The sequence below is a fragment of the Micromonospora sp. NPDC051006 genome (assembly GCF_044456245.1).
Taxonomy (GTDB): domain Bacteria; phylum Actinomycetota; class Actinomycetes; order Mycobacteriales; family Micromonosporaceae; genus Micromonospora.
Window position 1 is genome coordinate 1 of record NZ_JBITFP010000011.1, and the last position, 25,600, is coordinate 25,600.

The following is a 25,600-nucleotide window of genomic DNA, read 5'->3' on the forward strand; positions in this document are numbered from 1 at the left end:
ACCATCAGAAGAACCCCCACCAGGAGGCCCCCATCCGGGGCAATTCCGTTCACCATCCCCGCCGCTCCCGCGCCGGGCACTTTTACTACGTTACCTCACCGTCTCCGCCGTGTCAAACCGGTCTGTGCCGGTCTGTCGTGCTTCGTACGGGTTGGCTCCGCTGAACACGCGCAGCGGCGAACCACTGGCTTGATCATCGGATTCGACAGGCCGGCCGCTGCGGTTTCCCGCAAGCTCGCCCGGTGCCCTGCCGGTCGTCAACCTTACCCGGTCGGTTGCGCCTCGCCAAATCCGCCTCGCGGCGAATCCGGGGCACCGCCCGGTCCGATCCCGCAGAGGCTGACCCCTCCGGTTCCGGTGCCAGTCCCGGTATCGGAGCTCCCGGGCTTTCGTCCCGTTTGCCCCGTTCCGCGCTGGCAGAGAGAAAGTTACGCGTCCGTGGGTTTGATCGTCAAATCGGCGCGGAGCGTCCCGCGTCACACCGTCCCCGTCAGCCCGTACAACGCTCAGGACGGCGATGCGTTGCGCCGGCGCCGAGACGCGAGCCAGCCCCGCACGCCGAGCACTCCGACGGTGGTCCCGATCGCCAGCGACGCCGCGATGAGCAGGGCGTGCACCCACAGGAAGCTGGTGCCGGCGCCGTCCGCGACGGTCCCGGTCGACCAGGAACGTGGGTCGTTCCAGATGGCGAGGGCGAACCTCGGCCAGATCACCCAGGTCCAGACGCCGACCCCGGTGAGGAAGAGAGCCCAGCCACGCGACAGCACCATGGCAGCCGAGTATGCCAGCGTCCTGATCCGACCACCGGTGCCGAACCCCAGGCCAGCCGGCCTGCGATGGGCAAGCCCCGATGCACCCGCGGCCGGCGGGTGCGCGCCCTCGGCGCGGAGACGTTCTGTTGCCCCGCGTTTCCTGAGGAAACGGAGCGGGCACTGCTTGAAGGAGCAGAGACAGACCCATCGGAGGTGCCCATGCCGTCCGCCCCGTTCAATCCCTGGGCCTGGCGCGACCCGTCCGCCCTCGCTGGCGGGTACAGCGGAGCCGGCCCCGACGACGGCCCGGCGGACGGGCCGGCCGGCGGCGCGGACGGCCCGGACGCCCCGGGCCCCGGCACCCCCATCGACCTGGTCGGCTACTGGGTGGAGGCCACCGACGGCCGGATCGGCTCGATCGACCGGGCGAGCGACGACACCGACGCGCGCTACCTGGTGGTGGACACCGGGCCGTGGATCCTCGGCCACAAGGTCCTACTGCCGGCCGGCACCGTCGCCCGCGTCGATCACCAGACGCGGACGGTGCACGTCGACCGCACCCGCCAGCAGGTCAAGGACTCACTGGCGTTCGACCCGCAGGAGTACGGCCAGCCGGATTACCAGCAGCGGGTCGGCAGCTACTACGCGGACAGCTACCGGCAGGGCTGAGCCGGCAGCACGGTACGGGTTACCGTGGAGCCATGGTCCGGCCGAGCAGTTACGCGCCCGAGGCTGTCGAGGTCGTCGACGGCCTCCCGCTCGGCGTGGTGCTCACCGTTCCGACCAGCTCCGGCGACGGCCGCGAGCAGATCATCGACGTCCTTCGTGCCGGCGGGCCGCGGTTCCGCGACGGCGCGCGATGGCGGACGGCTTCCTGAGCCGATCACGCTGACCGGTGGGGCCGAGCTGTCCCCACCGGTGCGCGCAACGCGTCAACCACCTTCCACCAGGCACGAAAGGCGTATCACCATGTCCGTTGCACGGATGCTCACCGGGGACCGCCCGACCGGGCGGCTGCACCTCGGTCACTACGTCGGCAGCATCGCCAACCGGGTGCGGCTGCACCAGCGGTACGAGAGCTTCTTCATCATCGCCGACCTGCACATGCTCACCACGAGGAACAGCCGCGAGGACGTCGGGCGGGTGTCCGGCAATGCCCGCGACATGGTCACCGACATCCTCTCCGCCGGCGTCGACCCGGCCCGCGCCACGTTCTACCTCCAGTCGGCGATTCCCGAGGTCGGGGACCTGAACACCCTCCTGCAGAACCTGGTGACCGTGCCCCGGCTGGAACGGGTGCCGTCGCTCAAGGACATGGCCCGGGACGCGGGGAAGGAGGAGATGCCGTACGGGCTGCTCGGCTATCCCGTGCTCCAGGCGGCGGACATCCTCTGCGTGAAGGGGCGGGTGGTCCCGGTCGGCAAGGACAACGCCGCGCACGTCGAGGTGACCCGCGAGATCGCCCGACGGTTCAACCACCTCTACGGCGAGGTGTTCCCCGTCCCGGAGCTGATCCCGGCCGAGACGCCGACCCTGGTCGGCACGGACGGGCAGGGCAAGATGAGCAAGAGCCGCGGCAACAGCATCCTGCTCTCCGACGATCCGGCGGCGGTGCGCCGCAAGGTGATGAGCATGTACACCGACCCGAACCGGGTGCGGGCCGACGTGCCCGGCACGGTCGAGGGGAATCCGGTCTTCGCGTACCACGACGTGTTCAACCCGGACCGGGCCCGGGTCGACGAGCTGAAGCAGCGTTACCGGGCCGGCCGGGTGGGTGACGTGGAGGTCAAGGAGCAGCTGGTGGCGGCGGTGAACCGGTTCCTGGACCCGATCCGGGAACGCCGCGCCGAGATCGAGGCCGACCGCGGCCTGGTCGACCAGTTGATCGTGGACGGCACCGAGAGAACTCGCCGCGAGGTGCATCAGACCCTGGTCGAGGTCCGTCGGGCGATGGGCCTGACCGGGGCGTACCAGCAGCTGCGCCGGCGGGCCGAGCGGGCCCGGCGGACCGCGGCCACCGCGGTCTGACCTTGGGGTACGACGCGCGCCGGGTCCGGGCCGCAGCGGCGGTCCCGGGCCCGGCGGCGCCGCGGCGGGTCACCTCGGTGGCCATGTCCTCCCGGAGGAAGCCGCCGGCCAGCGGGCTCCAGACCAGCAGCCCCACGCCCTCGCCACCAGGTCGCGCTCGGCGTCCCGGCCCACCAGGTGCCTAGGATTCCGCTATGCCATCCATCACCCGGCGGCCCTCCGCGTCCGGCGACCGCCGCGTCCCGGTGGAGGCCCGGATCCTCGCCACCACCGAGCGCCTGCTCGCCGAGGGGGTGAGCTTCACCGAGCTGGGTGTGCAGCGCATCGCCCGGGAGGCCGGGGTCGCCCGGTCGACCTTCTACACCCACTTCGCCGACAAGACCCAGCTGCTGATGCGGCTCGCCGAGTCGATGAGCCAGATGTCCTTCGACATCGCGGCGGCCTGGCAGCCCGGGGCTGACGCCGACGGCCCAGCCGCCCTGACCGAGGTCTTCAGCGAGGTCATCCGGGTCTACCGGCAGCACGCGGCGGTGTTGGCGGCGATCAACGAGGTCTCCGGCTACGACCCGCAGGTGCGCCAGTTCTGGACCGCCCGGCTGGACCAGTTCGTCCGCAACACCAAGGACTTGATCGTGGCCGGGCAGCAGAGCGGCCAACTGCCGAAGGAGATGGATCCGGTCCAGACCAGCCGCCTGATCGTCATCGGCGGGGAACGGTTCCTGGCCCAGCACATCACCGTCGACGACGGCAGCGGCGATGCGGCGGCGGCCCGGGAACTCGCCGCCACCTGGTGGTACGGCGTCTACCGCCGGCCGGCTGAGCCGCCGCGCTGACGGCGCGGTCCCGGCCGCGTCCATCGGGGCCCCCGCTCCCCGGCTTCAGCCCCAGCGGCGAGCGCCCCGGTGAGGGTCACCGGCCGGTCCGCGGGCAGCGCGCAGGTGACGGCACCAACTCTGCTGCGAGCCGGGTCCGGCCGGTTCCCGTCGGGGTCAGCTCGTCGGCGCCTCCTGGTCGCGGAGCGCCTGGTCGACCGCCTCGCGCACGCGTGCATCCTCGCGCAGCTTGCGCTGCACGCGGTTGCGGCGCCGGAGGAGGACCGCCCCGGTGACGACGGCGGCCAGCACGACGAGCAGCAGCAACAGGGTCCAGGGGATGGCCCAGCCGTGCGCCGTGACGCGGACCGGCTCGAGCGAGGTGGTGGAGCCCGATGCGTCGGTGAGCAGCGGCGTGAGGGTTGCGGTCGCCGCGAGCCGGACGGCTGGTGCCGCACCGTGCACGGGCACCGTCACGTTCCAGCTCTCGCCCGGGAGCAGCTCCGGGGGCGCCCCGATCTCACCCGCTTCGGCGCGCAGCGACCCGAACGGACCCGACACCGACACCGCCTGCTGGCCGGAGAGGGCGGCGTTGCCGATGTTGTGGATCTTGTAGGTGACGGTGGCGTCGCCCTTGCTGAACGGGTTGAAGGTGCCGTCGTACTTCACCTTCAGGTCCTCGATCGCGAGGCTCGGCTTCAACTCACCGCCGACCCGCAGCTTGATCCTGATCCCGAGGCGCCGGTCGACGTTGATGCCCTGCGCCTGGTCCGGCTGGGTCAGGGAGGTGAGGATGCCCCCGACGTAGTCGCCGGGCGTGGCGTTGTCCGGAACGGTGATCTTGAAGGGAACCTGGGCGGTCTTCCCGGGCTGGATCACGACGTTGCCCGCACCAGGGTGGGCCCAGGCGCCGATCGCCACGGACTTCTTGTCCTTGGTGAGCAGGTCGAGCTGACCCGCGTCGGTGGTGAACCCGTCGGCGGCGTAGACGGAGAGGTTCAGCGGCGCGGGGCCGCGGTTGGCGACGACCATGGCGTCCTCGACCATGCCGCCGGGATTGACGTTGTAGCTGTAGCTGGACCGGGCCGCGCCGTAGCTGTTGGAGGCCGTCCGGACCGTCCAGGCGACGTTACCGTCCGCTGCCACGGCGGGGCCGGCGCCGACGCCGACGGCCGCGACGGCGGCGAGCAGGGACAGGGCGGTCGTACGGAGGAGGGTGGCGGTCCTGGTCTTCCAACGGGTCAGGGGCGCATGCATCTCGGATCCTTGAGGTGATCTTGGGTGGTTTGCCACGGGTGGCGGGGTAGGCCCCGAAGGTCCTACCCCGCCCGGTGGAACAGTTCGATCAGCTGCTCAGCGCAGTGATCGTGAGGGTGGCGCGGTAGCTACCCTTCGCGACGCTGTCCGGGATCTTCAGGTCCAGGTCGGCGCCGAGCTTCGCCCCACCGCGGGGGTGGCCCTGTGCGGCCGAACCGAGGGCGCTGGAGACCGAGAGACCCTTGCCCTGGTCGTCGTAGCCGGACAGAACCGGGGCGCCAGCCTCGGCACCCGCGCCGGCGTCGAGCACGTACGGCGTCCAGCCCAGGTTGGCGCCGGAGAAGGTCTTGTCGCCGTCCTGGAAGTCACCCACGTTGGCCGAGATCGACCACGGGGCCAGCGAGCGGCGGCTGTCCGACACGAGGATCGGGTTGATCTTGCCGGTCGCCCCGAAGTAGGTGCCGTTGCGCTCCTGCGCGGTGCCGAGGTCGACCAGGCCGTTGTAGCCGTCGATCGTCCAGCCGAACTCACCCGGAGCCGGGTTGGGCACGTTGACCTGGATGGCCTGGCCGTCACCGTGGTACGGGTGCACCGTCACGTTGTCGACGATCGAGCCGATCGGCTGGCCCTCGGCGGTGTTGGTGCAGGAGAGGCCCTTCTCGACCGCCGCGTTCGGCGCAGCGCAGGTGCCGCTGCGGAGGTTCTCCAGCACGAGCTTGTCGCCCCGCACCTGCACCTTGACGTAGCTGCGGACGTGCTCCTGGTTCTGCACCGAGTTGTACCAGTAGCTGTTCGGGTTCAGCGGGTCCGGACCGTTGCCACGGATGCCCGTGCCGGTGCTGTCCGGCTTCTTGATGTCGTAGTACTTCGAGCCGGAGGCCGAGTTCGCCGTCACGTAGATGACGCCACCCGGGCCGGGGTAGACCTCGGCCGCGCCGGGCTGCTCCGCCGGGTTCGCCTTCTGGCCGTTCTTGATGGCGTAGCTGCGGGAGTAGCTGTGGTCGTGGCCCTGCAGCACCATGTCGATGCCGAGGTTGGAGAAGGCGGTGGTGAAGTCTTCCCGCCGCTGCTTGTTGTCGCCGTCGGTGGCGTGGCTGGCCGGCGAGTAGATCGAGTGGTGGTAGACCAGCACCTTCCACTTGGCCTCGGAGCCGTGCTTGTTGACGACGTCGGTGATGTACGCGACGTGCGCCGCGTCGCCGCCGCCACCCGAGGCCGGGTTGTAGCTGTTGCTGTTGATGTCGATGAACAGCACGTCCTTGTAGACGAACCAGTAGTCGCCACCGGACTTGGTGCCCGCCGGGTTCCCGTTGTCGTAGTACGGGGCCGTGCGGTCGGTGTTCGGGGTGAAGTGGTGCTGCTCGTAGGACTTGCCGCCCACGTCGTGGTTACCGATGGTGGCCACGACCGGGTACTGACGCAGCTGGTCGGGCGCCATGAACGAGGTCCACTGACCCTCGTCGTTGGCACTCTCCACGTGGTCACCGCCCGACACCAGCAGCTCGGCGTTCGGGTTGGCCGCGGTGGCGACCTTCAGGGTCTCCTCCCAGCCGGCCTGGTCCTTCAGCCGGTCGCCGGAGGAGCCGATCTGCGGGTCGCCGAAGAACAGGAAGTCGTAGTTGCCCTCGAAGTCCTGCGTCTTGAAGGAGTACGCCGGCGACCAGCTGTCCTCGGAGCCGACACGGTACGTGTACGCCGTGTTCTCCCGCAGGTTGGTGATCGTGGCGTGCCGGTTGAAACCGGTGGTGGAGGTGTTCGCCGCACCGACGGCGTCGAAGCTGACCGCGCCGGCCGGGAACTCGCCGTTGACGATCTCGGCGGTCGGGGCGACCTGGATCTTCTGCGCGGTGTCCGCAGAGGAGTACCAGGTCACGATGCGCTGGGTCTCGTTGGCGCCCACACCGAGGATGACGCCGGTGAGCGTGGTGGATTCGGCAGCGCTCGCGGTGGCCGTCAGGCCGCTACCGAGGGCCGCGGCCAGGCCCAGAACTCCCGCTGTGACCCCTGCGGCCACGCGGTGCCGCACGAGCCCGGAGGCTCGCGTCGAGGTGCTCAATGCCATCGACTGTTTTCCCTCTTCAAATAGAGAAATGGATTGGCTTTCCCGATGACGGAGAAGCAATCTCAAACTTTCGCCGCGTCATGAACCGGCCATGAACGCGATCTTGCGACTGGCTGCACTTCCCGAACTAGTTAGCCATACTCAGGACCCAGACACGCGTTCCACGAACCAGACCAGCCCCATAGCGGACACGCCAGCAGAAATAGCGCCGGTCACCCAGAGGCCCGCTTTCGGCGTACGGTGCCGCAACGCGATCAGCAGTGGGAAGACAACGGCGATGATCGCCAGCTGCACCGTCTCGATGCCGACGTTGAAGACCAGCAGGGACCAGAGCAACGTCCACGACCACGCCTCGTCGATCCCGAGCGCGCCCGCGAAACCCAGTCCGTGCACGAGTCCGAAGCAGAACACGACGCCGAGGCGGATCCAGCCGGAGCGGTCCAGGTTGAAGTGACCGCGCCCCGCCGGCTCGAGGTCGGTGGCGTGGTCGCCGCGCCGCCAGATCCCCCACAGGTGCCAGCCGGCGACCACCGCGATCGACAGCGCGATGACCGGCTCCACGACCCTGGCGGGCACGTCGACCAGGCCGAGGGCGGCGAGCAGGAAGGTCACCGAGTGCGCGAGGGTGAAGCTCGTGGCCGCGAGCACGACCTCCCGCAGGCGCCGCGACCCGGCGATGAGCGCCAGCAGGAACAGGATGTGGTCGATCCCCGTCAGCAGGTGCTCGGCGCCCAGGCGGAAGAACTCCCAGAACCGCTCGTACCAGGACTGGGCGGTCGAGAAGGAGGGGCGGCCGGCGTCGAGCGCGGCACTACCCGACCGGCCGTCGATCTCGTACGTGACGATCGTCTTGGTGCCCTTGACGTAGCCCTCGGCGTCGGAGAACAGCTCGCTGCGCACCGCGTGCTCGTCACTCCGCTCGGCGCACGCCCAGTCGAGCAGCAGATCGGCGTACGGCACGCCCTCCTGCTCGCCGATGGTGAAGTCGCCGACCTGGGTCGGTGTGCAGGCCTTGCCGCCCGAGGTGACCGAGAAGCGCTCGGTGACGTACCTGACGGCCGACGACGCATGGGTGTCGAGCGCGGCCGCCTGCCCGCCGGCGTCACCCGCCTCGAACGCGGCGGTTCCCGTCCGGAAGAGCGGGTCGTCGTCCTCGGAATCAGCGGCCGACACGACGAAGAGGTCGTATTCGAGCCCCAACGCCGTTCGTATGTGACCCTCGTCTCCCGCGGTCACCTTCGCGTACACAGTCGACGAAAACCCGTGGGCGAACGCCGGGCCGGCGCTCAGAAAGGCGATCACCGCCGCGGCGATTCCGACAACGGCGACGATAACGGTACGGCGGACGCCCAGTAACATTTGTTGCTCCCTCGCTATGGCCAGTGCACGTTGCATGGCACGGGTGAACAAGGGCCCGACCGTTGGCGAACCGCCGGAGAACAAGCGGCCGTATCGGCGGCCGGCGGATTGAAGCCGGCCGGAACTGGGATAGGAATACGGGGAAAGACACGCGCACCTTTCCGCCACCACTGAAGAGGACGACCGCCTTGCGCCCCCCGCTTCGGGCCGTTGCCATGCTGGCCGCGGCCGCCGCACTGGTCACCGGATGCAGCTCCGGCAACGACTGGTCCCGGCCGCACCCCAAGCCCAGCGCCGTCGGCGCTCTCGGCCCCGGGTTCATCGACCCCTCCGCCCGGCCCGCCCCGGAGTCGACCGTCACGCCACAGCCCGGCTCCTGGGCCGGCGTGCATCCCTCCAAGGACTACCGGGTGGTGCTGCTCACCATGGGCGACGATCGCCCGACCAGGTCCCTGGTGACCGCGGTCGAGGAGTGGGCCGACGACGAGCACGTCGACCTCAGGACGGTGGTCCCCGACGCCCACAACCCCGTCGCCAGCATCGTCAAGGCCCTCGAGATGAGTCCGGACCTCATCGTCAGCGCGGGCAACGACCTCATCGACCCGCTCGCGCTGGTCACCCCGAGCCACCTGTCGCAGCAGTTCCTGGTGGTCGGCGCCGAGCTGGCCGAGCCCACCCACAACGTCACGGCGGTCGACTGGTCCGGCGCGTCCTTCCGGGGCGAAGGGCTCGGCATGTCCTCGACGTACGACGCCGACTCCTTCACCGGCGAGCGCTGCGCGGCCGCCATCCGGGCGGGCGTCGCGGCCGTACTCAACGACCTGACCGGGATCGTGATCTGGCTCGATCAACTCCCGCCCGCGTGACGCCCGCTGCCGCCGGCTTCCGCGGTTCGTCCTCGAAGGGCGCGATGCCCGTTTAGGGTGAGCCTCGGATCACCCAGCGCCCCAGCCGTGGCATCGCGAGATCGAGGAAGCTTTCGGTGATGGATGGCGCACGCCGGCCGTTGACCCGAATGGTCGAGGGGCCACAGCGCGCGGACCTGCTGGAACTCTTCTTCGACCTGACGTTCATCGCCAGCCTTGCCCTGACGTCGCAGAAGATGGCCACCGAGCCGACCTGGACGTCGATGGCCCACGCGCTGATCGCCCTGTCGACGCTCTGGGCCGTCTGGGTCACCACCACCTCCTTCACCGACCTGTACACCCCGCAGGCGCGACGCATCCGGTTCGTGATCCTGGGCATCATGTTCGGCGGCATGCTGATGTCCGCCGCGCTGCCACACGCGTTCAGCAACCACGGACTGGTCTTCGGCGCGACCTGGGCGGCGATCAACTGGGGTCGCGGCCTGGTGCTCATCCCGTCGCTGCGTGGTCGCCGCGACCAGGAGCGGCCACTACGGGTCCTGCTCTGGACCACCGTCTCCGGCGTCCTCTGGATAGCCGGTGGCCTGGTGCCCGAGCCTGGGCCACGACTCGTCGTGTGGCTGGCCGCGTTGACCGTGGACTACGTCGGCTTCGGGCTGCGCTTCCCGATCCCGGGCCGGCCACCGCTGCCCCAGTACGCGGTGGCCCCGGAGCATCTGGCCGAGCGGTACCAGCAGATCTACATCCTCACCCTGGGCGAACTCGTCCTGATCACCGTGCTGGCCCTGAGCCGGATGCCGTTCGACGCGCCCCGCATCACCGCCTTCGTCATCGCCTTCCTGACGGCGGTGGTGCTCTGGTGGAGCTACGCCCGCCGAACAGGGGCGATCCTGCGGGACGCCATCGAGACGTCCGCCCACCGGAGCCGGCTGGTGCAGACGAATCCGTACGCCCACTGGCTGATGGTCGTCGCGGTGGTCGCCACCGCGGCCGGCATCGAGCGGGTCATCGACGACCCCCTGGCGCGGCCGGACGCCACCTTGACCGCGCTCATCCTGGGCGGCGCCGCTCTCTTCCTCGCCGGTCGCGCCACCCTCGACCACGAAGTCTTCCTGCGCGTCCCGCGCTCCCACCTCGTCGGGATCGTCGTGGCCGTCGCCATCACGCCACTCGCGCCGCACCTCCCGGGTCTGGGCCTGAGCGTCGCCGGCAGCATGGTGCTGATGGGCGTCGCGGTCGCCGATTCCCTCTGGACGTCCTATCGGCCGAGCTCGCCACCCGCGACCCCGTGAGGCGGACGTTTCAATTCGGCTGAACGAGCTGACGCGGGCCCGGCCGGGCCGCGACGGTGGCCGCACGCGTAGGTGCGGTCACCGCCGATGCGCGACTCGTGGCGGTCAGCGGTAGCGGGTTGCTCGTCGCGGTAGTCACAGAAATTCACTGCGGTAGGTCGAGGCCAGCTCTGCCGCACGGCGGCGGCGTTCAGCGAGGTCGTCCGGCGTCAGCTGCGGCGGCGGCGCGTCCTTGCCCTCGACGACGTCGCCGATGCGCGTGAAGTACTCGTCCTGCCCGGCGGGGGTGCACATGCACAGCATCCGGGCCGGTGCGCCCGAGACGTTGCGGAAGTTGTGCGGCGCGTTGGCCGGGATGTTGACGGTGGACCCAGCCCGTACGAGGTGCTTCTCGCCGCGGAAGGTGAATTCGATCTCGCCCTCGAGGATCGTGAACATCTCCTCGAAGTCGTGCCGGTGCGGCGGCGGGCCGCCGCCGTCGGGCACGTGCATGTCGATCAGGCAGTACCGGCCGTTGGTCTGCTCGCCGGTGATCAGCATGCCGTAGGTGTTGCCCACCAGCGAGATGTACGTCGTGGCGGGGTCGTCGGGGTTTGCCACGGTCAGTGAGCGGGACGGGTCGTCGTCGGGAATCATGGTGGTTCGTCTCCTTGTGGTCCGTGCTGGTGATCAGGCGTCGGCGACGGTGATGACGACCTTGCCGCCGGGCAGCGCCTCGCCGTGCAGGGCGGGCAGTTCGGCCAGCGGCACCCGCCGGGCGACGTCGACGCGCAACTCACCGGTGCTGACGCGGGCGGCCAGGTCGGCGAGCTGGTCGGCGTCGCTGCGCACGAACAGGTCGATGCCGCGCACGCTGCGCCCCTCGTCGGAAGGGGCGGGCATCCAGACGGTGGTGTTGACGAGGGTCCCGCCGTCATTGATCAGCGTGACCAGCGCGGCGAGCTGTTCCGGGGCGACCGGCGCGAGGTTGAGTACCAGGTCGACCGGCTCGGTCACCGCCGCGGTCACGTCGGTGTTGGTGTGGTCGATCACCTGGTCGGCGCCTGCGGCTTTGACACGGTCGGCGCTGCGTGGGCTGGCCGTGGCGATCAGTTCGGCACCGGCCTCCTTCGCCAGCTGCACGGCGTATCCGCCGACCGCTCCGCCGGCACCGTTGATCAGCACCCGCTGACCGGCGGTCAGTTTGCCGTGGTCGAACAGCGCCTGCCACGCGGTCAGGCCCACCAGCGGGAGCGCCGCCGCGTCGGCCAACGGGATGTTCTTGGGCGCCCCCGTCAAGATCTTCGCCGGCGCGATCACGTACTCGGCGGCCGCTCCGGTCCCCGTCATCGGCAGGAAGCCGATCACCCGGTCGCCGACCGCGACGTCGTCCACGTCGTCACCGAGCGCGTCGACCGTGCCGGCTACGTCGATGCCGGGAGTGTGTGGCAGCTCGACCGGGATCGGACCCTGCATGTAGCCCGCGCGGATGTTGCCGTCGACGCCGTTGAACGACGTGGCGGCGACGCGGATCCGGACCTGACCGGCGCCGGGGGTGGGCTGCTGGACGTCCTCGTAGCGCAGCACCTCGGGACCGCCGAACTCGTGAAAACGCACTGCCTTCATTACTCAACCTGCTCCCGTGAGCGCCATCAATGTGCTTCGAACTTGAAGCAGCGCCGACGCGGAGGTGACCCCCTGCGGCATTGCTTGGAGTTGCGAAGGCGTCCAGTCCGGCGTCACCAGGGCCGCCCGGAGGCAGCCGCTGGATCCGCGGTCGCTGGAGACGTCACTCAATCTGGCAGGATCCGGCGCGGTTAGCCTGGGCCGGGCTGGCCCACCTTGATGATGGTCGGCTCGCCGGCGTCGCCGACGATCTCGGCGAGACGCGCCGAATCGGCCGAACCCGGTGCCGCGGTGAGCATCAGAGCCGCCAAATCGTCGCCCGGGATGGCGAGAAGGCTGCCGACGAGCGTGACGGCGCCACCGTCCGGATGAATGAACGCGGCACTGCTCTCGTAGGCCGCCACCGGTCGCGGCGTGCGCCACAAGGTGTCGAACAGGCGGCTTCGGCTCCGCATCTCGTTCACCAGCGCGGCGAGCGACGCGTCAGCGGGATAGCGCAACAGCGCGCTCTTCAAGCGGGCAACGAGGACCGCCTCATGATCGGTCGCGTCAGCCGCGGATTGCTTGAAACCACTGAACGGATCGCAGAACGTACGCCAGGCGATGTTCCACTCCCAAGGGTCCCCGGTGAGATCCCAGTGCCCCAGGGCCATGAACGCACTGTTCACGGCGACCAGATTCATCGCCGCATCGGAGACGAACATCGGAGTGTCCGTGAACCGCTCCAGCAGCCGCATCGCACCCGGACCGATTTCGTTCGGCACCTGCCCGTCCGCGGCGGCGTAGCCGGCCAGCGCGCAGAGCCGCTCGTACTCCGCCCGCCCGGTTCGTAATGCACGGGCGATGGCGTTCACCACCCCGACCGACGGATGGCTGCGCCCCTGCTCCAACCGGCGTACGTAGTCCGCAGACATCCCCGCGAGCTCGCCGAGCTCCTCCCGCCGCAACCCTTGCACCCGCCGACGGCCGACCGGTAGCCCGACAGTCGCAGGGGCCGTATTCTCCCGCAACTGGCGCACCGCGGCGCCGAACTCGTGCCGTTCCACGACGCAAGTGTGCCTGGACAGTCCAGACAGCTCAGGTAGCGGCCTTGGCGTTCAGTGCCACGACCAGCGGACCGGTGTTGTCGGTGGCTACTGAAGTTGGCAACATCCCGACCCCCGCTCGCCACCCTGCGCCAGCTCAGGTCAACGAGGGCCGACCGACTGGGCACCCAGTCAGCTGCCCTACTGCGCGACCTACGGCCCTCGCCTGGCAGCCCGGCCAGGCGAGGGCCCGGAATCACTTCGCCCCTGCTCGCCTCGCCCGGTACGGTCGCGAAACGTTCTCACTGCGGGAGCCCATGAGATGCGCGTGCGGCACCCCTGCAGTTCCCACCCTGAGAGTAGGTTTCGTCAATGGCATGCCGTATCAGTGAGCTCGTGCTCAAGTGCCGCGACCCCGAGGTGCTGGCGCGGTTCTGGTGCGAGGTCCTGGACTTCATAGAGCTCGATCGCGAAGAGGAGGTCTACATCGAGATAGGCCCGCGCGAAGGGTTCGGGGGCCCGCAGCCGACGATCTTCCTCATCCGCAACGACGAGCCGAATAACGGGTATGCCCGGCTGCACATCGACGTCAACGCCACCGACCGCGATCAGGACGCCGAGCTCGAACGCCTCCTGGCCGCCGGGGCCAAACTCGTCGACATCGGTCAGCCTGCGGATGCGTCCTGGCACGTCCTCGCCGATCCCGAAGGCAACGAGTTCTGCCTGCTCAAGCGCCGCCTCGCCCCACTCTGACGGCCCTCGTCGGCAACGAGGGCTGTAGCCCGTTCAAGCGGACCTCTGAGGAGGGCCGGGGTTCGGGGCGGAACCCCGAGGTGTTCCAAGGTCCGTCGTCCCTCAACGTGGCCGGTCGGCCCGGCCGGGGCCGGCCGAGGTCGCCAGCAGGCCGGGGCCGGTCCGGCGCGGCCCGCTTTGCGGGTCGCCTTGATCCGGACAACTTCTCCCACCGGTTTTCGGCGCTGTGCAAGCGGGCCGGGCTCGGGCACTGGCACCCGCACGAACTTCGCCATTCAGGGGCATCGCTCATGCTCGCCCATGGCCGCTCGAAGCGTGATTCTGGCGGACACGAAAGAGCCCCCGACCGTGCCGTTTCGGCTGGTCGGGGGCTTCCCCTTGCTCTGTGCGCCCGAAGGGACTCGAACCCCTAACCTTCTGATCCGTAGTCAGATGCTCTATCCATTGAGCTACGGGCGCTGGTGCTCGGCCAGTCTACACACCCGGCCTTCGCGCGGAGACTCCGGGATTCGAACCCGGGAGGGGCTTTAAGACCCCAACCGCATTAGCAGTGCGGCGCCATAGACCAGACTAGGCGAAGTCTCCTCGGTGACCCGCAGACCACCGCGCCCGAGGATACAGGTCGCCACCCACCGGGAGCAAAGCGACTTCCCCAGTGCTGCCGGGGCAGCCCACGGCGTCCGCGATTCCACGCTGTGCGCGAGCGTGATCGGGACTACTCTCCATCGATATGCAGGAGCAGCCCCCGAGCGAGCCGACCCGCCGCGAGCCTGCTGAGCGTGCCCGGCGGCGCTCCCCGAAGGCGACCTTCACCCCACCGGCCGCCGTCGAGCCGGCACCGCCGGCCGCAGAAGACGGTACGAAACGAGCCCGGCGCGGCAAGGCCGCCCCGCCGGTGCTGTTCCGGCCGCCCGATCCCGATCAGCCGCTGCCCCGGCAGCCGGGCCCGCAAAAGCGGGCGGATGCGGCGAGCGTCACACCCGCCGAGGAGCCAGCACCCGCCAGCGATCGGACTCAGCGCTCCCCGATCGCGGCTTCCGCGCAACCGGTGACCGCCGAAGAGGCCGCCACCCCGTCGGCGGCGACCGCGCCGCAATCGCCTCGGCAGGCGACAGCGGCCACGACTGCGGCACCGCCCGACGACGCGCCGACGACGCCAGGGGCGGCCGGGCAGCCGGCGACACCGAGGAAGGCCGGCGGAGCAAGGAAGGCGGCTTCCGGCACGAAGCGGACCCCGGCCCGCCGGGCAGCCCCGGCCGCACCGGCCGCCGCGATACTGCCCGCCGCAACGCTGGCAGCCCCCGTCGAGGCAGGTGCAAGCGCGGAAGGGGAGACGGTTTCCGCCTCGGACCAGCGCGGCTACTCGCCTGCTGTCACGCCGGAGGCACCCCCCACGCCGGAGGCTGCGCCCGCACCAGACGCAGCGCCCCCATCGGCCAGAGTCGCGCCGGAGGCAGCCCCCGCACCAGGGGAAGCGCTCACACCGGAGGCAGCGCCCACACCGGAGGCAGCGCCCACACCGGAGGCAGCGCCCGCAGCAGAGTCGGCCGCGGCCACGACGGCGGTGTCCGCAGCTACGGAGAGCGCGACACCGGCCCGTAAGGCGGCACCTGCCCGCAAGGCAGCGCCGGGCCGGAAGGCAGCGCCGGCGCGGAAGACAGCTCCGGCGCGGAAATCGACAACGGCCGGAAAGGCGACGTCGGCCGGGGACGCGACACCGGTCGCGAAGGCGGCACCAGCCGGGGAAGCGACACCGGTCGCGAAGGTGGCATCGGCCGAGGAGGCGGCACCGGCCGCGAAGGCGGCACCGGCCGCGAAGGCGGCACCGGCCGCGAAGGCGGCACCGGCCGCGAAGGCGGCACCGGCCGCGAAGGCGGTCCGCGTATCGAAGGACGCCTCCGACCTCACGAAGGCGGCGACGATCGGCAAGGTACCCGTACCGAGGACCGCGGCGGCCACGCCGTCGCAGCCGGAGCTTCGGGTGCTCACCGGGCGGGTGCTCGAGCATCCCGGCTTCGCGCCGGAGCTGCTGGCGCTGGCCGCCGTGGAGGCGCTCGGTCCGGGTGCCCGGGACTGGGCCGAGCGGCTGCGGTCGGCGTACCCCGAGGCGTCGCCGGACGGGCTGGCCCGGCTGGCCACCCGGCGGTTCGTCCGGCTGGCCGGCGCGGGCGGGGCCGGCGCGGCGCTCGCCGGGTTCTTCGCCCCGTTCGCCGAGCTGGCCGCGGTGCTCTGGACCCAGGCCAACCTGGTGCTGCACCTGGCGGCGGCGTACGGACGGGACCCGGCCCACCCGGACCGGGCGGCGGAGCTTCTGGTGCTGACCCAGGTGCACCCGGACGCGGCGAGCGCGCGTACCGCGCTGGATGCGGCACGGGCGGCGGACGAGCCGGCCGACGCGCCCTGGCCACGCGCGGCGGAGGCTGCCTGGCGGCTCGCGGCGCCGCTGGCCGCGCAGGCGGGTGGCTGGTTGGCGCTGCGGTTGGCGTCCCGGCTGCTACCGGGCGCGGCGGTGCTCGCCGCGGCGAGCGGCGACGCGGCGGCGGCCGAGCGGCTGGCGGCTCGCGCGGTCACCACCTACCGGCCGGCCCGCAACGGCTGACCGGCCGCCGGCCCGGACCGGACCGATGGCGCGCGACGGAGCACCCGACCGCCCTGGTCAGGCCGGCGGATGATCCACTCCAGGTCGCCGAAATGGCGGTGTCTCGGCGTGCGCGATACCGCGATGTCGCCGACCCCGAGTCGATCACGCGCCGCCGGGAGCGACCCGGGCCGCGCCAGACGCGCCGACGGCGGGCGCGAACGGCGGGCGACGAGGACTGGCCGGGCGGGTGAGCGACCAGGCCGGACGGACGGGCGGGCGAGCAGGCCAGCCGGGCGGGCGGCGAGGACGGCCGGCGGCGAGGACCGGCGGACCGTCAGAGCCAGTCGAACCAGTCCTTGGGCAGCAGCGAGTAGCCCACGAAGGCGACCACGTCGAGCAGGGTGTGCGCGACGATCAGCGGCATCACCCGCCGGGTACGCAGGTAGAAGAGGCTGAACACCACGCCCATGACGGCGTTGCCGAGGAACGCGCCGAAGCCCTGGTAGAGGTGGTAGGAGCCGCGCAGCAGGGCGCTCGTGGCGATGACCGCGCCGAGCCGCCAGTGGAGCTGGCGCAGCCGGGTGACCAGGTAGCCGACCACGATCACCTCTTCCAGCACCGCGTTCTGCACTGCGGCGAGGATCAGCACGGGCACCGCCCACCAGACCTCGGGCAGCGCGGCCGGCACCAGGGTGGCGTTGACGCCGAGCTGCGCCGCCGCCCAGAACAGGGCGAGGCCGGGCAGGCCGATCAGCGCCGCCAGCCCGGCGCCGCGGGCCAGGTCCGACCCGGGCCGCCCGGCGTCCAGGCCGAGCGTCCGCACCGGGTCGCCGGGGTCGCGGCTCAGCAGGTGTACGGCGAGCAGCACCGGCAGCAACGCGAAGACGATGCCGAGCAGTTGGTACGTGAGGTCCAGCCACGGCCGCGCAGACGCGGAGGTGTTCAGCGCGGCGGTCTGGTTGGAGAGCCCGCCCTCGGCGGTCAGCTTCGCGATGATCGAGACGACCGCGTAGACGGCCGACTGGCCGAGGGAGAGGCCGAGGACCAGCAGCGTCTCGGTCCCCAGTATCCGGCGGGACACCGGGCGGGTGAGCTCAAGGGTCACGGCACCACTCTGCCTGACGGAACTGCCCGTCGACACGGGCGAAGACCCCTCGCGAGCCGATCGCACATTCTGTGCGACCGGTCGGCACGCTCCGTGGAGATTCTATGGGCGCCCATTCGCCGTCCGGAGAAGGAGCGCGCCCGTGGACAACTTCGCGCGACTGCTGAAGGAGAGCTGGACCCTGGTCGAGGAGCACCGGGAGCGGCTGAGCGGTCATTTCTACGCTCGACTGTTCCTGCTCGACCCCGACCTGCGGCAGCTCTTCCCGGTGCAGATGACCGGTCAGGGTGACCGGCTGCTGGAAGCGATCATCACCGCGATCCACACCGTCGGCGACCCGGAGAGCTTCGACGAGTTCCTTCGGGCGCTCGGCCGGGACCACCGCAAGTACCAGGTCGACGCCGAGCACTACGCGACGATGGGTGTCGCCCTGCTGGATGCCCTGCGCAGCACGGCGGGCGACGGCTGGAACCTGGAGTACGACCAGGCGTGGCGGGACGCGTACTCGGCGATCTCGGAGAAGATGCTGGCCGGGGCGGCGGCCGACGAGAACCCGCCGTACTGGCACGCCGAGGTGCTGACCCACGAGCGGTACGGCCCGGACAGCGCGGTGCTGACCGTCCGCGCCCTACAGCACCCGCTGCCGTGGAAGGCCGGCCAGTACGTGAGCCTGGAGGTGCCGAGGCACCACCCGCGGGTGTGGCGGACGTACTCGGTGGCGAACGCGCCGAACGACGAGAACGTGCTGGAGTTCCACGTCCGGTCGCCCGGGGCCGGCTGGGTGTCCGGGGCGCTGGTCCGCCGGGTGAAGCCGGGCGACCTGCTCCGGCTGGCCGCGCCGATGGGTTCGATGACCCTGGACCGCGCCTCGGAACGGGACATCCTCTGCGTGGCCGGCGGGGTGGGGCTCGCTCCGATCAAGGCGCTGGTGGAGGAGCTGACCAGCTACAACCGGACCCGCTGGGTGCACGTCTTCTACGGCGCCCGCCGGCCGGCGGACCTGTACGGGCTGCCCGGGCTCCAGGAGCTGGTCGCGGCGCACCCGTGGCTGTCGGTCACCCCGGCGTGCAGCGAGGACCCGGACTTCGACGGCGAGCAGGGGGACATCTCCGACGTGGTCGCCCGGTTCGGCCCGTGGACGGCGCACGACTGTTACGTCTCCGGCTCGGCGCGGATGGTCCGGTCCACCCTGCGGGTGCTCGCCGCCGACGACGTCCCGCCGCCGCACATCCGGTACGACACCTTCGGCGAACTCTAGAGACTTTCCTCCCCCCATCCGGGGCGCGTGCCCCTGCCCCCTGGGGCACGCGCCCCGGCCCCCGCTCGGGCGCGCTCCCGGACGCGGTCCGCGACGGCAGCGGCGGACCGGGAGGTCAGTACCGCCATGGGTGGCCGGTCTCGCGGTACTCCTCCACCGGCACCAGCGGCACCCCGGGCGTCATCCGGTCGACGTAGAGCCGCCCTTCCAGGTGGTCGATCTCGTGCGCCACCAGCCGGGCCATGCCGTACTCGAACGAGGTGATGATGCGGCTGCCGTCCCACTGGGCGTGCTCCACGTCGACGCGCAGCGGCCGGGGGACCAGCCCCCGGTGGTCGAAGAAGGAGAGGCAGCCCTCGTACTGTTCGTCGGTGTCCGGCGAGACGTCGACCACCCGGGGGTTGAGCAGCACGACCGGTTCGGCGGCCCGATCCGGCGGCCGGACCACGGCCACCGCCCGGCCGACGCCGAGCTGCGGCGCCGCGATGCCGACGCCCTTGCTGAACGGGTGCAGTTCGTCGAGGCGGACCAGCGCGGCGGAGAGCCGCTCGACCAGGTCCCGGGCGACCAACTCCTCGGCGGGCAGGTCGAGCGGCCGTGCCGGCTGGCGGAGCAGGTCGGCGCCGCGCTGCAGCACCCCGGCAGCGCGCATCCGGTCGCTGGGCCGGATCCGTCCGGACGGCGTGGCGTCGTGCTCCGGCTCGGGTCGGGCCCGGAACCGCCACTGCATCCGGTATCGGGCGTTCAGCGGCGGATCGTCCGTCTGCCAGTCGAAGACCGCGCGGTCGCCGTCGTCGTGCCGCTGGACGGGGGTGCGCAGCGGGCCCTCCTCCGCCGAGAGTGAGGTCTCCGCGCCCCAGACCTGCGGGTCGAGGGCCGCCGGCAGGTCCAGGCGTACGGCCAGATGGCGGGTGGGCAGCCGGACGGCCCGCTGGAACCAGGGCCCCCACTTCTCCGCCCCTACCCGGTAGGCGTACTCGATGGTGGCCCGGTCACCCGGATAGAGCGGGAACCGCCGGTCGCCGTTCTCGAAGAGCAGCCAGATCTCCTTGAAGGCGTCCCGGTCGTGCTTGGCCCGCCAGTGCATCGGCTCGCGCTCGCCACCGCCGTCGTCCCGGTGCGCGCGCAGCTGCAACTCGGCGAAGGTGAGCGGGTGCTCCCGGTGGTGCCGGTTGGAGCGGCCCGGGTCGTTGGGGTAGCGGTCCACCGCCACCCGGACCAGGTAGCGGGTGACCGGCTCGGTGCCCGCGTTGTAGAGCTCCCGCCGGATCACGCACCGGTAGCCGTCGTCGGTGTGCACGAGGGTGGCCAGTTCCCGCTCGACGACCAGGCCGGTGCCGGGCGGCAGCCACTGCCCGGGCAGCGGCAGCTCGCGGTGGGCCTGCCCGTTGCGGGCCTGCCGCAGGTCGTCGTACTCGCGGAAGCGCTGCCAGATCGCGCCGCTGGCCTCCAGGACGGCCTCCGCGCGCCGGGCGAAGTCCTCGGTCGGGCGGTGCCGCCGCCCCTCGACGTGGCTGACGTACGACGGGTCGAAGCCCATCAGCACGGCCAGCTGTTTCTTCGAGAGTCCCCGCGTGGTCCGTTGGCGGGCGAGCTCGGCGGCGAAGGAGTCGGCAGCACGATCGAGGGGTGAGGTCGTCATCGGCTTCCTCGTGGCCGGGAGTCTCAGTTTCACGTTCCGTGGCGAGGCGCACACGGAACTGCCACTTTGCCGACACTCTGCTTGACAATCCACCGACGGCCCTCGATCCTGCCGCGCCCGCTGGACGCGGTACGGCGTTTCTCCGGGCCGGCCGAGGGTAGTACCGGCAGGGCGTCGAGCAGCACTTACGGGCCGGTGCCGGGTGACCCAGGACTCCCGATCCGGCCGGGATCGGACCTTCCTCAGACCGGGAAACTGTGGTTAGGCTAGCCTTAGCTCAACGATCCGCGTTGGGGACAGGGGATGATCTAGTGACAGCGGTGATGCCGGGGCGGGATCTCACCGCCACGCCGCTGGCCCCGGTCACGGCAACCATGCGCGCCATGTTCGGCACCGACGACGTGCCCGGGCTCGCCCCCGGCCTGCTGGTCACCGATGAGTTCGGCTGGGCCCCGGCGACCACCCTGGTCGACGGCACCCGGCTGCCCAAGTTCCTGCACTCGGCCACCCAGCGCTGGGGCGGCACCCCGCACGCCTGCGCCGCGCTGGCCTGGAAGTCGTACAGCTACTGGACGGCGCTGCCGGTGGTGCTTGGTTGGGCCTCAGCCCGGCGGGTGCCGCTGCTCGACCCGTCCGACGTGCTGATCCACTTCGAGGACCACCGGCCGCTGGTCACCCTCGGGCTGCGCCGCTCGACGACCGTCGCGGTGCTGCCCAGCGACCCACTGGCGCTCGCCGGCAATCCCGAGGTCAGGGTCGTCGCCGGCGAGGCCGAGCTGCTCGCCGCGCTGCGCGCCTCGCTGCTGGACGCCCACCTGGCCCCGATGATCGCGTCGATCCAGGCGGAGGTGCGGATCGGCACCCGTACCCTGCTCGGCTCGGTGGCCTCCGGCATCGCGCACGGCATCCTGCGGGCCACGGACGTCCTGCCCGGCCCCTCGGTCGAGACCATCGACGCCCTGCTCGGCGCGCTCGACCTGAGCGACCTGGTCGAGCTGGTGCCCGGGCCCGCCGGCGAGCCGACCGTGCAGCGGCGCACCTGCTGCCTGGCCTTCACCCTGCCGCGGCCGAAGGTCTGTCAGGGCTGCTGCGTCCGTCAGGACTGACGCCGGCGGTCGGCCACGGGCCCGCCCGCCCCACCCCGCACGCTCAGTCGGTCAGCGCTCGGACGTCCCAGACCCAGACGCCGCCGCGGTAGACCGGTTGGATCCCGGTCATCTCCGTCATCCCACGACGCAGCGCGTCGGCGTGACGGTGCGGCCCGAGGATCACCACGCCGGCCCGCCAGAACCGCAGGTCGTCGACCGCGTTCACCCGGCTCTGCGGGGTGATCGGTGGCACCGCGCCGGTCTGCCGGATGACGGTGAAGAAGCTGCTGGTGGGGCGGGGCGGGGCGGTGAAGAGGGCGACCCGGCCCTCGTCGGTGCCTGGCCGGGTGTCCGGGCCGAGGAAGTAGCCCCGGGCCAGCGGCATGTCCAGCCGGGTCGCGGCCGACCAGCGCAGCGGCTCGGCGTAGTTGGTGTCCGGCAGCGGCAGGGTCACCACGCTGCGCCCGCCGGTCACGTAGGGCCGCCACGCCCCGGAGGTGACGAACCGGGGAACCGGATCGAAGTGGGTCGCCGGCAGCGGGGTGGGCAGGAGGGGCAGCAGGGCCATGGCGAGCATGGTCAGCGTCGCGAAGCGGATCTGCGGCCGGGCCACCGGGTGCCGGGTGGCCAGCGTCCGCGCTCGCTCGGCGCCGTAGGCGAGCAGCAGCCCGACGATCGGGGTGATCGCCAGCGCCCATCGGGTCGGCACCACCGAGTGCAGGATCGGCAGGTTCTCCAGCGGCGCCCAGAGGCTCGGCACGCCGGTCTCCCGCCCGTCGAAGATCACCTCACGGCCGAGCGAGAGCACCGCGAAGAGCAGTCCGAGCACGGCCAGGCCGAGCACCACCACGTTGCGCCGTAGCCACCAGACCAGCGCGATCACCAGCACCACCAGTGGCCAGCCGAAGAAGCTGTTCTCCTCGGTGGGGTTCTTGGCCAAGCCGGCGGCGGTCCGGGGGCTGCCGGCCAGCGACTCGCGCGAGTACGCCACGAACGACGCCAGGTCGCTGGAGTAGCCACGGATCAGCCGGGGCAGCCCGGTGTACGCCCCCGGTCCGAAGAACTGGACATAGAGCGGGTACGCGAGCAGCACCAGGGCGACGGCGGCGGCGACACCCAGGCCGGCGAGAAAGGGGCCGGCCTGCCGACGCAGTTCCGGCCGGCCGATGGCGAGCGCGGCCACCACCACCCCCAGCCCGATCGCAACCATCAGCAGCACCTCGAGATTGAGGAACGCCTGCCAGACGATCACCAGAGCGAGCAGTACGCCGTTGCGCAGCCAGCGGCCGGACTCGGCGAGGCGCAGGGTCCGCCAGATGATCAGGGGCACCACGAACTGCGACACGATGTTCGGGTGGGCGTTGGCGTGCGACACCATGGCCGGCCCGAACGCGCAGAACGCCGCCCCGAGCCAGGCCGGCGCGCGCGTACCGATCAGCACCCGGGAAAGCAGGAAATACCAGGCCACGCCGGTGGCGATCATCCCGAGAGTGAGAAAGAGCAGGAACGAGGTACGCGGCCCGAACAGGATCGTTATCGGCGTCATTGGCAATGACACGGATAATACGGACGTATTGGCCATGAGATTGACGCCGTCCGGGACGTTCATCCGGTCCGAGGTGAACGGATACGCGAAATGCGTGACGACCCGCGCACCGTGCGCCATCATCCATTCGAACTGCGCCTGATCGGAGCGGTTGTCCCGGACCCCGTTGCGCGGGTCGAGCCAGAGCCGCGCGGTGACCCAGAAGCCGAGCGCGACGAAGCTCAGCACGGCGAGAAGGTCGACCCGCCGCCCCCGCCCAGCGTCGTCGCCCCGGTCGGGCCCGCCCTGCGCCCCGGCACCGGAAGCGCCTGCGGGGAGGTCCGAATCAGGTGTAGTCATAACAATTCATAGCGTAGTCAGCGTATGGCAGCACCGTGACATGTTTCGGGGTACTGCCGTACTATGTGCCGGGTTCGCTGACCGCCGATCACGTGCCACCCCCCGACCGCAATTCGGCGACCACGTTGCCCCGATTCTTCTGCCCCCCGCGCGGATGATTCACTCTGTCGGTCAGGCGCGGGTCGAGTTCATACCGTGAGGAATCGACGCATGGCAGAAATCACTGGGGACCAGCGCGTCCAGTCCGAGGTGCTGGAGGGCCTCGCGACAGCGGTCAACCACCGCCGCTGGTTCGTCGAGCTGGCCGTGCCCTACCTGGGCGACAACCCCATCGAGATCGGCAGTGGGCTCGGCGACTACGCGCTGGAGTGGGCCGAGCGCCTGCCCCGGTTCACCGCCACCGAGGCGGACCCGGATCGGCTGGTCCAGCTCAAGGAGCGGCTGGCCGATCACCCGGGCATCGACGTGCGGGAGATGCTGCTGCCGCACTCGGAGCGGGGTGACTACAGCGCCGCGGTGTCGTACAACGTGCTGGAGCACATCGACGATCACGTGGGCGCGCTGAGCAGCATGCGCGAGCTGGTCCGGCCCGGCGGCGCGGTGATCATCATCGTGCCGGCCTTCGAGTTCGCGATGAGCCCGGCGGACATCGCCACCGGGCACGTGCGCCGCTACACCAAGAAGACCCTCTCCGCGGCGATGACCGACGCCGGGCTCACCGTGGAGAAGATCCACTACGCCAACGCGCTCGGTCTGCTCGGATACTTCATGGCGACGAAGGTGTTCCGGTTGATGCCGAAGGAGGGGCCGATGGTGAAGGTCTACGACACCGTCGTGCTGCCCGCCACCAAGGCCGCCGAGCAGCTGGTCCGCCCGCCCTTCGGGCAGTCGGTCTTCGCCGTGGCCCGGGTTCCGGCCTGAACCGGCTCTGCTGGTCGACCCGGCGGTTGGCGGTCAGCCCGCCAACCGCCAGGTCGCCGGTCAGATCATTCCTTGATCTGGTACGTGGGCCGGATGACCGCGCGGGCCAGGGTGTGGAACGTCAGGTTGAAGCCCACGTAGGCGGGGCTGGCCTCCGGGGTGAGGTCGAGACGGTCGACGTCCAGGGCGTGCACCGCGAAGACGTAGCGGTGCGGCCGGTCCCCGGGCGGCGGCGCGGCGCCGCCGTAACCCTGCTCTCCGTAGTCGTTGCGGACGGCGAACGCCCCACCCAGGTCGGCGCCCCCGCCACCGCCCGCACCCTGCGGCAGTTGGGTGACGGTGGCCGGCACGTTGACCAGCACCCAGTGCCAGAAGCCGCTGCCGGTCGGTGCGTCGGGGTCGTAGCAGGTCACCGCGAAGCTGCGGGTGTCGGCGGGGAAGTCCGACCAGCTCAGCTGGGGGGAGATGTTCTCGCCGCCGGTGCTGCCATGCGCGTGCCGCACGTCCATCGGCTCGCCATTCTGTACGTCGTCACTGCTCAGGGTGAACGACGGCACGGTCGGCAGCAGCTCGTAGGGGTCCGGGGCGATCGATCGTTCCAAGGTCATCGAGACGCGTCCTTCCGATGTTGCGCGCAGAGTCCTGCGCCCTTCTTACCCCGCCGCGGCCCGGCAATCGAGCGGAAGCGCCAGGTGTCGATGGACCGTTCGGCTCACTACCGTTGTCCTATAGCAACAGCGCTGGGAGAAGCCTCGTGACCCGCATCTGGCGTGACTTCGTGGTCGCGGTCGTGACCGCGGTCCGGCGACGCCCGGACGAGCGGGCCATCGCCGAGGAGCGCCGCCGCGCGGTCCAGCGCCTGGCCGAGGAGAAGATCCGCCAGGAGCGGGGCTCGGCGGACCCGTCGGAGTAACGGAAATCCGGAGCCGCGCGCCCGTCAATCCATGGCGCGCCCGGTCACGGCTCCGTCACTCCTTTTCCGGGTCGAAGTTCTGTCAAGTTGCTGACCGCCGACGCTAGGACCGGCGGCGAACAGGCCTCTGACCTGGTCGTTTACCGTTTCCGCTCGATACTGTGGAATCAGCGCCCGGCGCGGTGCGTCACCTGGACTGGCGCCGGCCGACTGACCTTTCTCAGCCCATCCGGATTCACGTCAGCCACATCATTTTCGTGGTGTGACCAACGGACACCTCGCTGTTGACTCCGACAGCAGCAGGGCAGCCATCTGGTGGTGGCGAAAGGTTAGGGACTGTGAGCAGTGAAGACAGAACGAATGATCCGCGTATGCCTCGACGGCGGCTGCATTCTC

General features: G+C 70.9%; 24 protein-coding genes and 2 tRNA genes. 13 read left to right on the forward strand and 13 right to left on the reverse strand.

The features are described from left to right. Positions 1-506: 506 nt before the first annotated feature. Positions 507-770 (reverse strand): SCO4848 family membrane protein, encoded by a 264-nt coding sequence (locus tag ACIBBA_RS18225; RefSeq protein ID WP_396698582.1) that lies wholly within the window; start codon positions 768-770, stop codon positions 507-509. A 201-nt stretch (positions 771-971) separates the two neighbouring features. On the opposite strand from ACIBBA_RS18225, the gene ACIBBA_RS18230 reads away from it, so the two are divergent. From ACIBBA_RS18230 to ACIBBA_RS18245, 4 genes are all read left to right on the forward strand, one after another. Then, entirely contained in the window at positions 972-1,421 is a 450-nt protein-coding gene (locus ACIBBA_RS18230) for a PRC-barrel domain containing protein (protein ID WP_396698584.1), read from the forward strand. Between the two features lie 32 nt (positions 1,422-1,453). Beyond that, complete coding sequence (locus ACIBBA_RS18235; RefSeq protein WP_396698586.1) at positions 1,454-1,630, forward strand: hypothetical protein; 177 nt, start codon at positions 1,454-1,456, stop codon at positions 1,628-1,630. 91 nt (positions 1,631-1,721) lie between these two features. After that, positions 1,722-2,780 (forward strand): tryptophan--tRNA ligase, encoded by a 1,059-nt coding sequence (trpS, locus tag ACIBBA_RS18240; protein WP_396698588.1) that lies wholly within the window; start codon positions 1,722-1,724, stop codon positions 2,778-2,780. A gap of 194 nt (positions 2,781-2,974) precedes the next feature. Next, on the forward strand, positions 2,975-3,613 hold the full coding sequence (locus tag ACIBBA_RS18245) for a TetR/AcrR family transcriptional regulator (protein ID WP_396698590.1): 639 nt from the start codon (positions 2,975-2,977) through the stop codon (positions 3,611-3,613). A gap of 156 nt (positions 3,614-3,769) precedes the next feature. On the opposite strand, the gene ACIBBA_RS18250 is transcribed toward ACIBBA_RS18245, so the two are convergent. From ACIBBA_RS18250 to ACIBBA_RS18260, 3 genes are all read right to left on the reverse strand, one after another. Then, positions 3,770-4,849, reverse strand: coding sequence for a WxL protein peptidoglycan domain-containing protein (locus ACIBBA_RS18250; RefSeq protein ID WP_396698592.1), 1,080 nt, complete (start codon positions 4,847-4,849; stop codon positions 3,770-3,772). Between the two features lie 88 nt (positions 4,850-4,937). Then, positions 4,938-6,911, reverse strand: coding sequence for a fibronectin type III domain-containing protein (locus ACIBBA_RS18255; protein WP_396698594.1), 1,974 nt, complete (start codon positions 6,909-6,911; stop codon positions 4,938-4,940). Positions 6,912-7,052: 141 nt separating this feature from the next. Continuing rightward, on the reverse strand, positions 7,053-8,354 hold the full coding sequence (locus tag ACIBBA_RS18260) for a HupE/UreJ family protein (protein WP_396698597.1): 1,302 nt from the start codon (positions 8,352-8,354) through the stop codon (positions 7,053-7,055). A 104-nt stretch (positions 8,355-8,458) separates the two neighbouring features. Here ACIBBA_RS18260 and ACIBBA_RS18265 point away from each other — a divergent pair, with 104 nt between their 5' ends. Further along, the gene (locus ACIBBA_RS18265) at positions 8,459-9,136 is read left to right on the forward strand and encodes a hypothetical protein (RefSeq protein ID WP_396698599.1); all 678 of its coding nucleotides are present in this window, start codon (positions 8,459-8,461) and stop codon (positions 9,134-9,136) included. Positions 9,137-9,255: 119 nt separating this feature from the next. Then, positions 9,256-10,428: a low temperature requirement protein A gene (locus ACIBBA_RS18270; protein ID WP_396698601.1), complete on the forward strand. Its 1,173-nt coding sequence runs from the start codon at positions 9,256-9,258 to the stop codon at positions 10,426-10,428. Positions 10,429-10,563: 135 nt separating this feature from the next. On the opposite strand, the gene ACIBBA_RS18275 is transcribed toward ACIBBA_RS18270, so the two are convergent. From ACIBBA_RS18275 to ACIBBA_RS18285, 3 genes are all read right to left on the reverse strand, one after another. Further along, on the reverse strand, positions 10,564-11,064 hold the full coding sequence (locus tag ACIBBA_RS18275; protein WP_396698603.1) for a cupin domain-containing protein: 501 nt from the start codon (positions 11,062-11,064) through the stop codon (positions 10,564-10,566). A 33-nt stretch (positions 11,065-11,097) separates the two neighbouring features. Beyond that, complete coding sequence (locus tag ACIBBA_RS18280) at positions 11,098-12,033, reverse strand: NADP-dependent oxidoreductase (protein WP_396698605.1); 936 nt, start codon at positions 12,031-12,033, stop codon at positions 11,098-11,100. Between the two features lie 191 nt (positions 12,034-12,224). Continuing rightward, positions 12,225-13,079, reverse strand: a complete 855-nt coding sequence (locus ACIBBA_RS18285) for a helix-turn-helix domain-containing protein (protein ID WP_396698607.1) — start codon at positions 13,077-13,079, stop codon at positions 12,225-12,227. 351 nt (positions 13,080-13,430) lie between these two features. Here ACIBBA_RS18285 and ACIBBA_RS18290 point away from each other — a divergent pair, with 351 nt between their 5' ends. Further along, on the forward strand, positions 13,431-13,811 hold the full coding sequence (locus tag ACIBBA_RS18290; RefSeq protein WP_396698609.1) for a VOC family protein: 381 nt from the start codon (positions 13,431-13,433) through the stop codon (positions 13,809-13,811). 107 nt (positions 13,812-13,918) lie between these two features. Then, complete coding sequence (locus ACIBBA_RS18295; protein WP_396698877.1) at positions 13,919-14,224, forward strand: tyrosine-type recombinase/integrase; 306 nt, start codon at positions 13,919-13,921, stop codon at positions 14,222-14,224. Here ACIBBA_RS18295 and ACIBBA_RS18300 read toward each other — a convergent pair. After that, positions 14,198-14,270 (reverse strand) — tRNA-Arg (locus ACIBBA_RS18300). The genes ACIBBA_RS18295 and ACIBBA_RS18300 overlap by 27 nt on opposite strands. Before the next feature lie 35 nt (positions 14,271-14,305). Continuing rightward, positions 14,306-14,396 (reverse strand) — tRNA-Ser (locus tag ACIBBA_RS18305). 1,180 nt (positions 14,397-15,576) lie between these two features. On the opposite strand from ACIBBA_RS18305, the gene ACIBBA_RS18310 reads away from it, so the two are divergent. Continuing rightward, positions 15,577-16,410: a hypothetical protein gene (locus ACIBBA_RS18310; RefSeq protein ID WP_396698611.1), complete on the forward strand. Its 834-nt coding sequence runs from the start codon at positions 15,577-15,579 to the stop codon at positions 16,408-16,410. Between the two features lie 316 nt (positions 16,411-16,726). Here the strand turns inward: ACIBBA_RS18310 and ACIBBA_RS18315 are convergent, their stop codons facing one another. Further along, a complete protein-coding gene (locus ACIBBA_RS18315) occupies positions 16,727-17,497 on the reverse strand; it encodes a CPBP family intramembrane glutamic endopeptidase (protein ID WP_396698613.1) in 771 nt (256 codons plus the stop codon). Between the two features lie 142 nt (positions 17,498-17,639). On the opposite strand from ACIBBA_RS18315, the gene ACIBBA_RS18320 reads away from it, so the two are divergent. After that, complete coding sequence (locus ACIBBA_RS18320) at positions 17,640-18,755, forward strand: globin domain-containing protein (RefSeq protein WP_350877133.1); 1,116 nt, start codon at positions 17,640-17,642, stop codon at positions 18,753-18,755. 115 nt (positions 18,756-18,870) lie between these two features. Here ACIBBA_RS18320 and ACIBBA_RS18325 read toward each other — a convergent pair whose 3' ends face one another. Beyond that, positions 18,871-20,397 (reverse strand): peptide deformylase, encoded by a 1,527-nt coding sequence (locus ACIBBA_RS18325; protein ID WP_396698615.1) that lies wholly within the window; start codon positions 20,395-20,397, stop codon positions 18,871-18,873. Positions 20,398-20,720: 323 nt separating this feature from the next. Between ACIBBA_RS18325 and ACIBBA_RS18330 the strand changes: the two genes are divergently transcribed. Continuing rightward, positions 20,721-21,503, forward strand: coding sequence for an IucA/IucC family C-terminal-domain containing protein (locus ACIBBA_RS18330; protein WP_396698879.1), 783 nt, complete (start codon positions 20,721-20,723; stop codon positions 21,501-21,503). 43 nt (positions 21,504-21,546) lie between these two features. Here ACIBBA_RS18330 and ACIBBA_RS18335 read toward each other — a convergent pair whose 3' ends face one another. Continuing rightward, complete coding sequence (locus ACIBBA_RS18335) at positions 21,547-23,370, reverse strand: hypothetical protein (protein ID WP_396698617.1); 1,824 nt, start codon at positions 23,368-23,370, stop codon at positions 21,547-21,549. A gap of 210 nt (positions 23,371-23,580) precedes the next feature. Between ACIBBA_RS18335 and ACIBBA_RS18340 the strand changes: the two genes are divergently transcribed. Beyond that, positions 23,581-24,291 (forward strand): class I SAM-dependent methyltransferase, encoded by a 711-nt coding sequence (locus ACIBBA_RS18340; protein ID WP_350877139.1) that lies wholly within the window; start codon positions 23,581-23,583, stop codon positions 24,289-24,291. Positions 24,292-24,356: 65 nt separating this feature from the next. On the opposite strand, the gene ACIBBA_RS18345 is transcribed toward ACIBBA_RS18340, so the two are convergent. Then, positions 24,357-24,899: a YbhB/YbcL family Raf kinase inhibitor-like protein gene (locus ACIBBA_RS18345; protein WP_396698619.1), complete on the reverse strand. Its 543-nt coding sequence runs from the start codon at positions 24,897-24,899 to the stop codon at positions 24,357-24,359. A gap of 146 nt (positions 24,900-25,045) precedes the next feature. On the opposite strand from ACIBBA_RS18345, the gene ACIBBA_RS18350 reads away from it, so the two are divergent. Continuing rightward, on the forward strand, positions 25,046-25,204 hold the full coding sequence (locus ACIBBA_RS18350; RefSeq protein ID WP_396698621.1) for a hypothetical protein: 159 nt from the start codon (positions 25,046-25,048) through the stop codon (positions 25,202-25,204). Positions 25,205-25,600 lie beyond the last annotated feature (396 nt).

Excerpts from the sequence above, each read along its gene's own strand:
- ACIBBA_RS18225 (WP_396698582.1), bottom strand. The coding sequence starts at position 770 with ATGGTGCTGTCGCGTGGCTGGGCTCTCTTCCTCACCGGGGTCGGCGTC.
- ACIBBA_RS18230 (WP_396698584.1), top strand. The coding sequence starts at position 972 with ATGCCGTCCGCCCCGTTCAATCCCTGGGCCTGGCGCGACCCGTCCGCC.
- ACIBBA_RS18235 (WP_396698586.1), top strand. The coding sequence starts at position 1,454 with ATGGTCCGGCCGAGCAGTTACGCGCCCGAGGCTGTCGAGGTCGTCGAC.
- trpS (WP_396698588.1), top strand. The coding sequence starts at position 1,722 with ATGTCCGTTGCACGGATGCTCACCGGGGACCGCCCGACCGGGCGGCTG.
- ACIBBA_RS18245 (WP_396698590.1), top strand. The coding sequence starts at position 2,975 with ATGCCATCCATCACCCGGCGGCCCTCCGCGTCCGGCGACCGCCGCGTC.
- ACIBBA_RS18250 (WP_396698592.1), bottom strand. The coding sequence starts at position 4,849 with ATGCATGCGCCCCTGACCCGTTGGAAGACCAGGACCGCCACCCTCCTC.
- ACIBBA_RS18255 (WP_396698594.1), bottom strand. The coding sequence starts at position 6,911 with ATGGCATTGAGCACCTCGACGCGAGCCTCCGGGCTCGTGCGGCACCGC.
- ACIBBA_RS18270 (WP_396698601.1), top strand. The coding sequence starts at position 9,256 with ATGGATGGCGCACGCCGGCCGTTGACCCGAATGGTCGAGGGGCCACAG.
- ACIBBA_RS18275 (WP_396698603.1), bottom strand. The coding sequence starts at position 11,064 with ATGATTCCCGACGACGACCCGTCCCGCTCACTGACCGTGGCAAACCCC.
- ACIBBA_RS18280 (WP_396698605.1), bottom strand. The coding sequence starts at position 12,033 with ATGAAGGCAGTGCGTTTTCACGAGTTCGGCGGTCCCGAGGTGCTGCGC.
- ACIBBA_RS18290 (WP_396698609.1), top strand. The coding sequence starts at position 13,431 with ATGGCATGCCGTATCAGTGAGCTCGTGCTCAAGTGCCGCGACCCCGAG.
- ACIBBA_RS18325 (WP_396698615.1), bottom strand. The coding sequence starts at position 20,397 with ATGACGACCTCACCCCTCGATCGTGCTGCCGACTCCTTCGCCGCCGAG.
- ACIBBA_RS18330 (WP_396698879.1), top strand. The coding sequence starts at position 20,721 with ATGCCGGGGCGGGATCTCACCGCCACGCCGCTGGCCCCGGTCACGGCA.
- ACIBBA_RS18335 (WP_396698617.1), bottom strand. The coding sequence starts at position 23,370 with ATGACTACACCTGATTCGGACCTCCCCGCAGGCGCTTCCGGTGCCGGG.
- ACIBBA_RS18340 (WP_350877139.1), top strand. The coding sequence starts at position 23,581 with ATGGCAGAAATCACTGGGGACCAGCGCGTCCAGTCCGAGGTGCTGGAG.
- ACIBBA_RS18345 (WP_396698619.1), bottom strand. The coding sequence starts at position 24,899 with ATGACCTTGGAACGATCGATCGCCCCGGACCCCTACGAGCTGCTGCCG.